The following is a 10358-nucleotide window of genomic DNA, read 5'->3' on the forward strand; positions in this document are numbered from 1 at the left end:
CGCGCGGGGGGTCAGCCGTCGCCGGGGGCCGGGGCGCTGTCGGGCGGTCGCCGCCGCAGCGGCACGATCGGGATGTTGGTCGTGCACACGTGGCCGCCGCCCGCGAGGGTCGCGAGCCGCTGCACGTGCACGCCGAGCATCCGGGAGAACGCGTGCGCCTCCGCCTCGCACAGCTCCGGGAACTCGCTGGCGACGTCCTGCACCGGGCAGTGGCCCTGGCACAGCTGGATCGCGGCGGTCCCGGGCACGGGGCGGGCGGTGGCGGCGAAGCCCTCGAGGGCCAGGCCCTCGGCGAGCACGCGCGCCCGGCGCCCCGTGTCGTCGCCGGCCTCGGCCAGCGCGTCGGCGTGCCGCTCCTCGAGCTCGCGGACGCGCCGCTCGGCGAAGCTGCGCACCGCATCCGCCCCGCCGATCTCGGCGACGAACCGCAGCGCCTGCGACGCGAGCTCGGAGTACTGCTGGGACAGCGCCGCCTGCCCGGCCGTCGTGACGACGTACCGCTTGGCGGGGCGCCCGCGCCGGGCCGGGCCCGCGGGTCCGGCGCCGTCGTGCACGCCGATCTGCTGCTCGCCCTCGAGGACCGCGAGGTGCCGGCGGACGGCGGCGGCCGTGAGGTCGAGCTCGGCGGCGAGCTCCGCCGCGGACACCGGTCCGTCGGCGGCGATGAGGTCGAGGACCCGGCGGCGGGTGCCCGCCTCGGAGTCGGACTCGGTCACGCGCACGTCCGCGGGTCCGCGGACGGGGGTCGTCTGGCTCATGCACCCTCCTCCGGTCCGCCGCTGCCGATATCGGCAACATCCTTGTTGCCGAAATACGTCCACGCAAGCAAGGTTGCCCTCACCCGTCGCGCGGGCACCTAGACTCACCGGGTGCTCGGCCACCCCTCCTCCCCGCCCGCCGTCGAGGTCCGCGGGCTCGTGAAGCGGTACGACGGCCGTGCCGTCGTCGACGGACTCGACCTGCACGCCTCGCCCGGACGGGTGACGGCGGTGCTCGGCCCCAACGGCGCCGGCAAGACCACCACCGTCGAGTGCTGCGAGGGCCTGCGCGCCCCCGACGGCGGCACCGTGCGCGTGCTCGGCCTCGACCCCGTCGCCGACGCCCGCGCCCTGCGGCCCCGCGTCGGCGTGATGCTCCAGGACGGCGGCCTGCCCACCGGCGTGCCCGCCCTCGACGTCCTGCGGCACGTCGCCGCCATGTACGCCCGGCCGCGCGACGTGGACGCGCTGGCCGACCGCCTCGGGCTGCGACCGTTCGCGCGCACGACCGTGCGACGGCTGTCCGGCGGGCAGCGGCAGCGCCTCGCGCTCGCGACCGCCGTGGTCGGGCGCCCCGACGTCGTCTTCCTGGACGAGCCGTCCGCCGGGCTCGACCCGCAGGCGCGCCGTGCGGTCTGGGACCTCGTCGCCGAGCTGCGGGCCGACGGCGTCGCCGTCCTGCTCACCACGCACCTCATGGACGAGGCCGAGACCCTCGCCGACGACGTCGCGGTGGTCGACCACGGCCGGGTCATCGCGCGCGGCACCGTCCCCGAGCTGCTCGCCGGGGCCGCCGTGCCGGACGGCGGGCACCACCCCGGGGCGACGTTCCGCGCCGCGCCCGGCCTGCCCGTGGCCGACCTCGCCCTGGCGCTCGCCCCCGCGACCGGAGGCGCCGCACCCGCCGTGCGGGAGACCGCCCCCGGCGACTACGCCGTCGACCACCCCGCCTCCCCCGCCCTCCTGGCCGCGCTCGCCACCTGGTGCGCCGGGCGCGACGTGCTGCTCACGCGCGTGGACGTCGGGCGCCGCACCCTCGAGGACGTGTTCCTCGACCTGACCGGACGGACCCTGCGATGACCGCCGACCTCACCGGCGCCGACCGTGCCGCGCCCGCCGCGCGCCGGGTGCTCGCCCAGGCCCGGTTCGAGACCCTGGCGGTGCTGCGCAACGGCGAGCAGCTGCTCGTCACCCTGATCATCCCGGTCGTCGCCCTGCTGGCCCTCGGCCGGTCGTCGTTCCTCGACGTGGGCACCGGCGACGCCGCGCGCATCGACGTCGTCACGCCCGGCGTCCTCGGCCTCGCCGTCATGGCGGGCTCGATGACGTCCCAGGCCATCGCCACCGCCTTCGACCGGCGCAACGGCGTGCTGCGGCTGCTGGCCACCACCCCGCTGGGCCGCAGCGGGATGCTCGCGGGCAAGGCCCTCGCCGTGCTCGTCGTCGCAACGCTCCAGGTCGTCGCCGTCGCGGCCACCGGGCTCGCGCTCGGCTGGCGGCCCGAGCCCGCGGGCCTGCCCGCCGCGCTGCTCGCCCTCGTGCTCGGCGTCGCCGCGTTCACCGCGCTCGCGCTGCTGCTCGCCGGGACGCTGCGCGCCGAGGCCGTGCTCGCGGTCGCGAACCTGCTGCTCGTCGTGCTCGCCGTCGTCGGCGGCGTCGTGCTGCCCGTCGCCGACCTGCCGTCCTGGTGGGCGGCCGTCGCGCAGTGGCTGCCGCCGGGCGCGCTCGGCGAGGCGCTGCGCGGCGCCCTCGTGGACGGCGCGTTCCCCGCCGCGCACCTCGCCGCCCTCGCGGCGTGGACGCTCGTGCTCGCGGCGGCCGTGCGCCGCTGGTTCCGCTGGACCTGACGCCCGCCGGGTGACCAAGGACTCCCCGCGACGCGGGCGGGCGGGGGTCGCGCGGACCGTAGGCTGAGCGGGTGAGCAGTCCCGAGGTCACCGACGCCCCCGCACCCCCGCCGACGACGGGTGCGAGCACCTGGCGCGACCGGTTCACCACCCCCGTGCTGGTCGCCAACCTCGTCGGGCAGATCGGCATCGTCGTCACCGGCGGCGCCGTCCGGCTCACCGGCTCCGGCCTCGGCTGCTCCACGTGGCCGCAGTGCGAGCCCGGGCAGTTCACGCCCGTCTTCCACGAGGCGGCGACGTACCACCCGTTCGTCGAGTTCGGGAACCGCACCCTCACCGGCGTGCTGGGCGTCCTCGCGCTCGCGACGCTGCTGGTCGTCGTCACCGACACCCGCCGCAGCCGCGCCTACCGGTGGCTGGGCTCCGCCCCGCTGGTCGGCGTGGCCGCGCAGGCCCTCATCGGCGGCGTCATCGTGCTGCTGCACCTGCACCCCGCGTGGGTCAGCCTGCACTTCCTGGTGTCGATGCTGCTGGTCGTGACGTCGACGCTGCTCGTGCACCGCAGCCAGGAAGGCGACGGCACGCCCGTGCCGGTCGTCGGGGCCACTGCCCTGCGCCTCGCCCCGGTGCTCGCCGTGCTCATGGGCGTGGTCCTCGTCCTCGGGGCGATCACCACCGGCGCGGGCCCGCACTCCGGGGACTCCGAGGTCGGCTACCGGTTCGACGTCGACCCGTACCTGATGGCCCGGGTGCACGCCGTGTCGGTGTGGGTGTTCATCGCCGTGCTCGCCGCGCTGCTCTGGCTGAACCGCCGCGGTCCCGCCGTGCTGCGCCGCCGGGGCTGGGTGATGGTCGCGCTCGTCGCGGTGCAGGGGGTCATCGGGTACGTGCAGGTCGCCACCGACCTGCCGATCCTCATGGTGCTGCTGCACATGCTCGGCGCGGCGCTGCTCGCCGGGGGCACCACGCGGTACCTGCTGACGTTCCGCACCCGGGCCTGACGCCCGCCGCCGGGCGACCCGCGCTCATGGCGCGGGCAGCAGCGTCGCGCCCGCCTCGGCGAGCGCCCGCGCGGCGGGCTCCCCGAGGTCGACGTCCGTGACGATCCCCGTGACGTCCTCGAGCGGCAGCACCCGGAACGGCGACGCCGCCCCGACCTTCTCGGCGCTGGCGAGCACGTAGGTGTCCCCCGCCCGGGCGGCGAGCGCGCGCTTGGTGGCGGCCTCGTCGGCGTCCCCCGTGGTCAGCCCGGCCTCGGCGTGCACGCCGGTGACGCCGAGCAGGAAGACGTCCGCGACGACCCCGGCGGCGGCCTCGGCGAGCAGCGCGCCGGAGGCGACCACGGAGTGCTTGAACAGCCGCCCGCCCAGGATCAGCACCTCGACCGTGGGGTGCGCGGCGAGGGCGGCCGCGACGGTGGGGCTGTGCGTGACGACGGTGGCGTCGAGGTCCGGCGGCAGCGCGCGGGCCACGGCGAGCGCGGTGGTGCCGCCGTCGAGGATCGCGGTGCTGCCGGGACGCACCAGCGCGGCGGCGCGGCGGGCGACGCGGTCCTTGTTCTCGACGGCGACGCCCTGCCGCACCGCGTAGTCGGCGACGGCGGGCGACACCGGCAGCGCGCCGCCGTAGACCCGCTGGCACACCCCGGCGGCGGCCATGTCGCGCAGGTCGCGGCGCACGGTGTCCTCGGAGAGCCCGAGGCGCTCGGCGACCTCCCGGGCCACGACGCGGCCCTCGGTCGTGAGGACCCGGATGAGCTCGTCCCGTCGCTGCGCGGGCAGCATGTCGCCTCCTGGGTGGTGCACGGTTGATTCGCGGTCCTGCCTAGTGTTGCACGGTTCTGCACGTTATGGTCGGCGCCATGACCGCACAGCTGATCCTCATCGCCGGCCCGTACCAGTCCGGCACCGACGGCGATCCCGCCGCGATGGCCGCCAACCTGCGCCGCCTGGAGGAGGCCGCCTGGCCGGTGTTCGCCCGCGGGCACGTTCCGATGATCGGCGAGTGGGTGGCCCTGCCCGTACTCGCGAGCATGGGCGCCTCCGGCCCGACCGACCCGCGCGCCGCCGACGTGCTGTACCCGACCGCCGAGCGGCTGCTCCAGCACTGCGACGCCGTCCTGCGCCTGCCCGGCGAGTCCCGCGGGGCGGACCAGGACGTCGCCATCGCCCGCCGCCGCGGGCTGCCGGTGTACACGTCCGTCGAGGAGATCCCCCCGGCGACCACCTGACCTGCGGCGCCACCGCGCCCGGGCCCGCACCCTCGAAATGTGTCACAGGTCACATCTACGCTCGGCGCATGGACCAGGCCATCGCAGCCCGCGGGCTCCTCAAGCGCTACAAGGGCGTCATCGCCCTCGACGGCGTCGACCTCACCGTGCCGAGCGGCACGGTGCTCGGACTGCTCGGCCCCAACGGGGCGGGCAAGACCACCATCGTCCGCGTCCTGTCCACCCTGCTGCGTCCCGACGGCGGCAGCGCGGAGGTCATGGGCGTGGACGTGCTGTCCCGGCCCGCCGAGGTGCGGCGGCGCATCGGGCTGTCCGGCCAGTACGCGGCCGTGGACGAGTACCTGACCGGGTACGAGAACCTCGACATGATCGGGCGGCTCTACCACCTCGGGGCCCGCCGGTCCCGGGCGCGGGCGCGCGAGCTGCTGGCGTCGTTCCGGCTGGAGGACGCCGCCGACCGGCCGACCCGCACGTACTCGGGCGGCATGCGGCGTCGCCTCGACCTCGCCGGGGCGCTGGTGGCCGACCCACCGGTGATCTTCCTCGACGAGCCCACCACCGGCCTGGACCCGCGCGGCCGCACCGACATGTGGGAGGTCATCCAGACGCTGGTGGCGGGCGGCACGACCGTGCTGCTCACCACGCAGTACCTGGAGGAGGCGGACGTCCTCGCCGACGAGATCGTGGTGATCGACCACGGCCGGATCATCGCGCAGGGCACGGCGGACCAGCTCAAGCGCCAGGTGGGCGGCGAGCGGCTGGAGCTCACCGTCGCGGACGCGGCGCTCCTCCCCCGGGTCACGGAGGCGCTCACGCCGCTCGGCGTCGCGGCGCCGACCGTGGACGAGGGCCGGCGCGCCTTCCTGATCCCGGTGTCCGGCGGCCCCGACGTGCTCAGCGAGGCCCTGCGCCGCCTCGACGACGCGGGGGTCGCGCTGGAGGACGTCGGTCTGCGCCGCCCGACCCTGGACGACGTGTTCCTCGCCCTCACCGGCCGGGCCGCCGAGCCCGGCGACGAGGACGCCCCCGACGAGCAGGGAGGTGCGTGATGGCGGTCCCCCACGTCATCGCCGACGCGGCGGTGGTCGCGAAGCGCAACATCATCAAGATCAAGCGGGTCCCCGACCTGCTGGTCTTCACGACGCTGTCGCCGATCATGTTCGTGCTGCTGTTCTCGTACGTGTTCGGCGGCGCGATCGACCAGCAGGGCGGCGGGGCTGCCTACCGGGAGTTCCTCATCGCGGGGATCTTCGCCCAGACGGTGATCTTCGGGGCGACGGTCACCGGGGCGGCCCTCGCCGAGGACCTGAAGAAGGGCATCCTCGACCGGTTCCGGTCCCTGCCGATGGCCCCGTCGGCGGTGCTGACCGGCCGGACGTTCTCCGACGTGGTGAACAACGTCATCGTGCTCGTCGTCATGGGCCTGACGGGGCTGGTCGTGGGCTGGCGCATCCGGTCGTCCTGGCTGGACGCGCTGGCGGGCGTCGGGCTGCTGCTCGTGTTCGCCTACGCGATCAGCTGGATCATGGCCTGGATCGGCATGCTCGTGCCCAGCCCCGAGGTGGTGAACAACGCGTCGTTCGTGGTGATCTTCCCGCTGACGTTCGTGGCGAACACGTTCGTCCCGCTGGAGACGCTGCCCGCGCCGCTGCAGACCTTTGCGGAGTGGAACCCGGTGTCCTCGGTGACCCAGGCCGCGCGCGAGCTGTTCGGCAACATCCCGCCCGGGACGCCCGAGCCGACCGCGTGGCCGCTGCAGCACCCCGAGGTGTACACCCTGCTGTGGTCGGCGCTGTTCCTGCTGGTGTTCGTCCCGCTCGCCAACGCGCAGTACCGCGTGTCGACCAGCCGCTGACTCAGGCGGGACCGGGGGCCGGGACCACCGGGGTACGGCGGGTCTTGCTCGCGTACATCGCCGTGTCCGCCCGCGCGAGCAGCGCGGCCACGGGCTCGTCGCCCCGCGCCTGGGCGACGCCGTGGCTCCACGTCGGGTCGACGGGCTCGTCCGCCTGCGACCCCTCCGGGCCCCCGGCCCCGGCGGCCCGCGCCCACGCGAGCGCCGCCGCCTCGTCCCGCCCGTCCAGCACCACCGCGAACTCGTCCCCGCCGAGCCGCCCGATGACGTCCGTGCGGCCCAGCGCGGCCCGCCACCCCTCGACCAGCCGGACCAGCACGGCGTCACCCGCCTGGTGACCCCGGGTGTCGTTGACCTGCTTGAAGTCGTCGACGTCGAGGCACACCACGCTGACCGGCCGCCCGCGCCGGGCCGCACCCCGGACCACCGCGGCCGCCCGCTCGGCGAACGCCGCCCGGGTCAGGGCACCCGTGAGGTCGTCGGTGGTGGCGAGCACCCGCAGCCGTGCCACGAGGTACCCGACGAGGGCGCTCATCGCGACCGTCGTCGCCGCGAGCACCACGAACGTGGTGGGCCGGAACCGCACGGGCGACGCGAGCATCCCGGCACCGAGCGCGAGCACGTCGACCACCAGCACCGCCCGGACCGTCGACCCGTCGCCCAGCAGCGCGGCGGCCTGCCCGGCGACGACGAGCCCGAGGCTGGTCGTCACGACACCCACGGCGGTCTGGCAGCTCGCGACGAGCACGGCCCCGACCAGCATCGCGAGGACGAGCGCGACCAGCGGCGCCCGCGGGTGCCGCCGGGCGAGCAGCAGCGCCCCGGCGAGCAGCGCGAGCGCCCCGGACGCGGCGTACCAGACCTCGACCAGCGCGAGCCGCGACGGCGGGGCCACCGCGCTCAGCAGGCAGAGCAGCGCGCACAGTCCGAGGGCCGCGGCGCAGTGGGTCGCGGCCGGGTACAGGCGCGCCCCACCGCGGCCGGGACCGTCGAGGACGCGCACGCCCGTCCGATCGACCGGTCCGGCGCCCGCGTGACCCCTTCGGGTGCGGCGTCAGCCGTCCGGCCCAGCGTGCGACGACGGCCGGCACCCCGGGTGGGGGGCCGGCCGTCACCGGTGGCAGGTCGAGCAGGCCCCGAGACGGTGGGGCAGGGCGGGTCGTCAGCCCGCAGGGCGCAGCGTGCGCCACCCGCGGTCGCGCGCCGCCGCGGCGGCGAGGATCCCGACGACCGCGCTCGGGCTGTGCAGGCGCCCGGCGAGGACCGCCTCGACCGCCTCGTCCAGCGGCAGCCAGACGGGCACCATGTCGGCCTCCTCGTCCTCGCGGGTGAACCGCTCGGCCGCGGGGACCTCGGACAGGTCGCGCGCCAGGTAGACGAGGATCTCCTCGTCCGAGCCGCCGGGCGACGTGTGGAACTCGGTCAGCAGGTCCCAGGTGGCCGCCCGCAGGTCGGCCTCCTCGGCGAGCTCGCGCGCGGCGGTCAGCCGCGGGTCCTCGCCGTCGACGTCGCGCAGCCCGGCGGGCGGCTCCCACAGCTCGCGCCGCACCGGGTGCCGGTACTGCCGCAGCAGCAGCACCCGGTCCTGGTCGTCGAGCGCGATGACCGCGACGGCCCCGGGGTGGTCGACGAACTCGCGGACCACCTGGCTCGCGCCGAGGTCCACGGTCTCCGAGACGAGGTCCCAGATCTTCCCGTGGTGCAGGTCGGTGCGCTCCAGGACCGGGCGCGGGGCGGGCCGGTCGGCCGGCCCGCCCTGCTCCGCGGTCATCAGGCCGTCGCCTTCGCCTTCGCGCCCGCGCCCTGCGCCTCGAGCGCCGCCGCGATCAGCCCGGCGAACAGCGGGTGCGCCCGCGTCGGCCGGGACTTGAACTCCGGGTGCGCCTGAGTGGCGACGTAGTACGGGTGCGTCTCGCGCGGCAGCTCGACGAACTCGACCAGCGACGAGTCCGGGGACACGCCGGAGATGACCAGACCGGCCTCCTCCAGGCGCGCGCGGTACGCGTTGTTGACCTCGTACCGGTGGCGGTGCCGCTCGGTGACCCGGGTGGCGCCGTAGGCCGCGGCCGCGACCGAGCCCTCGGTGAGCACGGCCTCGTACGAGCCGAGGCGCATCGTGCCGCCGAGGTCGCCGTCGCCGCCGACGATCGCGAGCTGCTCGGCCATGGTCGCCACGACCGGGTCGGCCGGGTCCGTGTCGAACTCCGAGGACGACGCCCCGGGCAGGCCGAGCACGTTGCGGGCGTACTCGATGACCATGGTCTGGAGGCCGAGGCAGATGCCGAGCGTCGGCACCCGGCTCTCGCGCGCCCAGCGCAGGGCGCCGAGCTTGCCCTCGATGCCGCGCACGCCGAACCCGCCGGGAACGAGCACGGCGTCGACGCCGCCGAGCGCGCGCGCCGCGCCCTCGGGGGTCTGGCAGTCGTCGGACGGGACCCAGCGGATCTTGACCTTCGCCTGGTTGTGGAAGCCACCGGCGCGCAGCGCCTCGGTCACCGACAGGTAGGCGTCCGGCAGGTCGATGTACTTGCCGACCAGCGCGACCTCGACGTGGTGCGCGGGCTGGTGCACGCGCTCCAGCAGGTCGTCCCAGCCGCTCCAGTCCACGTCGCGGAACTGCAGGCCGAGGCGCTGCACGACGTACGCGTCCAGGCCCTCGGCGTGGATGACGCGCGGGATGTCGTAGATGCTCGGCGCGTCCACGCAGGAGATGACGCCCTGGGTGTCGACGTCGCACATCAGGGCGATCTTCGCCTTGATGGACTGCGGGATCTCGCGGTCGGACCGCAGCACGATCGCGTCGGGCTGGATGCCGATGCTGCGCAGCGCGGCCACGGAGTGCTGCGTCGGCTTGGTCTTCAGCTCGCCGGACGGGCCGATGTACGGCACCAGCGACACGTGCAGGAAGAACACGTTGTCGCGACCGAGCTCGTGCCGGACCTGGCGGGCCGCCTCGAGGAACGGCTGCGACTCGATGTCGCCGACGGTGCCGCCGATCTCGGTGATGATGATGTCGACGTCATCGGCCGCCTGCGACCGCATGCGGGTCTTGATCTCGTCGGTGATGTGCGGGATGACCTGGACGGTGTCGCCGAGGTACTCGCCGCGCCGCTCCTTCGCGATGACGTGCGAGTAGACCTGGCCCGTCGTCACGTTCGCGGAGCCGACGAGGTCGACGTCCAGGAACCGCTCGTAGTGACCGACGTCGAGGTCCGTCTCGGCCCCGTCCTCGGTGACGAAGACCTCACCGTGCTGGAACGGGTTCATCGTCCCGGGGTCGACGTTGAGGTAGGGGTCGAGCTTCTGCATCGTGACCCGCATGCCGCGGGAACGGAGAAGTCGCCCGAGGCTCGAGGCCGTGAGGCCCTTGCCCAGTGAGGAGGCGACGCCTCCCGTGACGAAGATGTGCCGGGTCGTGGAGTCCGACCGCCCGGAGAGTCGGTTTACGCGCTCTGCCACGGGCTTCCACTGTACCGGACGCGAGGCCGTCGTGGGGCCGCCCCGCCGGTCGACGTGCTCAGCACCACCCGGACCGCTGGTCAGCGCGCGTACGCGCGGTCCAGCTGCGCGAGCACGTCGGCCCCGGTGGGCAGCGTCGCCGCCCGCGCGAGCGCGGCCTGCCCCAGCGCGGCGCGCCGGGCGTCGTCGGCCAGCACCGCGGCGACCGC

At 75.5% G+C, this 10358-nt stretch carries 11 protein-coding genes; 6 read left to right on the plus strand and 5 right to left on the minus strand.

The annotated features are described in order from the left end of the window. Positions 1–11 precede the first annotated feature (11 nt). Positions 12–758, minus strand: coding sequence for a helix-turn-helix transcriptional regulator (locus EBM89_RS03515; protein WP_122148075.1), 747 nt, complete (start codon positions 756–758; stop codon positions 12–14). 111 nt (positions 759–869) lie between these two features. On the opposite strand from EBM89_RS03515, the gene EBM89_RS03520 reads away from it, so the two are divergent. The 3 genes from EBM89_RS03520 (at position 870) to EBM89_RS03530 (ending at position 3606) form a co-directional block, all read left to right on the plus strand. Beyond that, positions 870–1838 (plus strand): ABC transporter ATP-binding protein, encoded by a 969-nt coding sequence (locus EBM89_RS03520; protein ID WP_233571516.1) that lies wholly within the window; start codon positions 870–872, stop codon positions 1836–1838. After that, positions 1835–2605, plus strand: a complete 771-nt coding sequence (locus EBM89_RS03525) for an ABC transporter permease (RefSeq protein ID WP_122148076.1) — start codon at positions 1835–1837, stop codon at positions 2603–2605. Before EBM89_RS03520 ends, EBM89_RS03525 begins: the two co-directional genes overlap by 4 nt. A gap of 71 nt (positions 2606–2676) precedes the next feature. Further along, a complete protein-coding gene (locus EBM89_RS03530; RefSeq protein ID WP_122148077.1) occupies positions 2677–3606 on the plus strand; it encodes a COX15/CtaA family protein in 930 nt (309 codons plus the stop codon). 24 nt (positions 3607–3630) lie between these two features. Here the strand turns inward: EBM89_RS03530 and EBM89_RS03535 are convergent, their stop codons facing one another. After that, positions 3631–4389, minus strand: coding sequence for a DeoR/GlpR family DNA-binding transcription regulator (locus EBM89_RS03535; RefSeq protein WP_122148078.1), 759 nt, complete (start codon positions 4387–4389; stop codon positions 3631–3633). 77 nt (positions 4390–4466) lie between these two features. Here EBM89_RS03535 and EBM89_RS03540 point away from each other — a divergent pair, with 77 nt between their 5' ends. The 3 genes from EBM89_RS03540 (at position 4467) to EBM89_RS03550 (ending at position 6690) form a co-directional block, all read left to right on the plus strand. Then, entirely contained in the window at positions 4467–4835 is a 369-nt protein-coding gene (locus EBM89_RS03540) for a DUF4406 domain-containing protein (protein ID WP_122148092.1), read from the plus strand. 68 nt (positions 4836–4903) lie between these two features. Then, positions 4904–5884: an ATP-binding cassette domain-containing protein gene (locus EBM89_RS03545; RefSeq protein WP_122148079.1), complete on the plus strand. Its 981-nt coding sequence runs from the start codon at positions 4904–4906 to the stop codon at positions 5882–5884. Next, positions 5884–6690 (plus strand): ABC transporter permease, encoded by an 807-nt coding sequence (locus tag EBM89_RS03550; RefSeq protein WP_122148080.1) that lies wholly within the window; start codon positions 5884–5886, stop codon positions 6688–6690. The genes EBM89_RS03545 and EBM89_RS03550 overlap by 1 nt, the downstream gene beginning before the upstream one ends. A 1-nt stretch (position 6691) precedes the next feature. On the opposite strand, the gene EBM89_RS03555 is transcribed toward EBM89_RS03550, so the two are convergent. The 3 genes from EBM89_RS03555 to pyrG form a co-directional block, all read right to left on the minus strand. Next, positions 6692–7693 carry a GGDEF domain-containing protein gene (locus tag EBM89_RS03555; RefSeq protein WP_122148081.1) on the minus strand — a complete coding sequence of 334 codons (1002 nt, stop codon included), beginning with the start codon at positions 7691–7693 and terminating at the stop codon, positions 6692–6694. Positions 7694–7852: 159 nt separating this feature from the next. After that, positions 7853–8461, minus strand: coding sequence for an NUDIX domain-containing protein (locus EBM89_RS03560; protein WP_122148082.1), 609 nt, complete (start codon positions 8459–8461; stop codon positions 7853–7855). After that, positions 8461–10149 (minus strand): CTP synthase, encoded by a 1689-nt coding sequence (gene pyrG / locus EBM89_RS03565; RefSeq protein ID WP_122148083.1) that lies wholly within the window; start codon positions 10147–10149, stop codon positions 8461–8463. Before pyrG ends, EBM89_RS03560 begins: the two co-directional genes overlap by 1 nt. Between the last annotated feature and the right edge of the window lie 209 nt (positions 10150–10358).

This window comes from Cellulomonas triticagri (assembly GCF_003696205.1).
Taxonomy (GTDB): domain Bacteria; phylum Actinomycetota; class Actinomycetes; order Actinomycetales; family Cellulomonadaceae; genus Cellulomonas; species Cellulomonas triticagri.

Coding starts and splice junctions, on each gene's coding strand:
- EBM89_RS03525 (WP_122148076.1), top strand. CDS start 1,835: ATGACCGCCGACCTCACCGGCGCCGACCGTGCCGCGCCCGCCGCGCGC.
- EBM89_RS03550 (WP_122148080.1), top strand. CDS start 5,884: ATGGCGGTCCCCCACGTCATCGCCGACGCGGCGGTGGTCGCGAAGCGC.
- EBM89_RS03535 (WP_122148078.1), bottom strand. CDS start 4,389: ATGCTGCCCGCGCAGCGACGGGACGAGCTCATCCGGGTCCTCACGACC.
- EBM89_RS03545 (WP_122148079.1), top strand. CDS start 4,904: ATGGACCAGGCCATCGCAGCCCGCGGGCTCCTCAAGCGCTACAAGGGC.
- EBM89_RS03560 (WP_122148082.1), bottom strand. CDS start 8,461: ATGACCGCGGAGCAGGGCGGGCCGGCCGACCGGCCCGCCCCGCGCCCG.
- EBM89_RS03540 (WP_122148092.1), top strand. CDS start 4,467: ATGACCGCACAGCTGATCCTCATCGCCGGCCCGTACCAGTCCGGCACC.
- EBM89_RS03515 (WP_122148075.1), bottom strand. CDS start 758: ATGAGCCAGACGACCCCCGTCCGCGGACCCGCGGACGTGCGCGTGACC.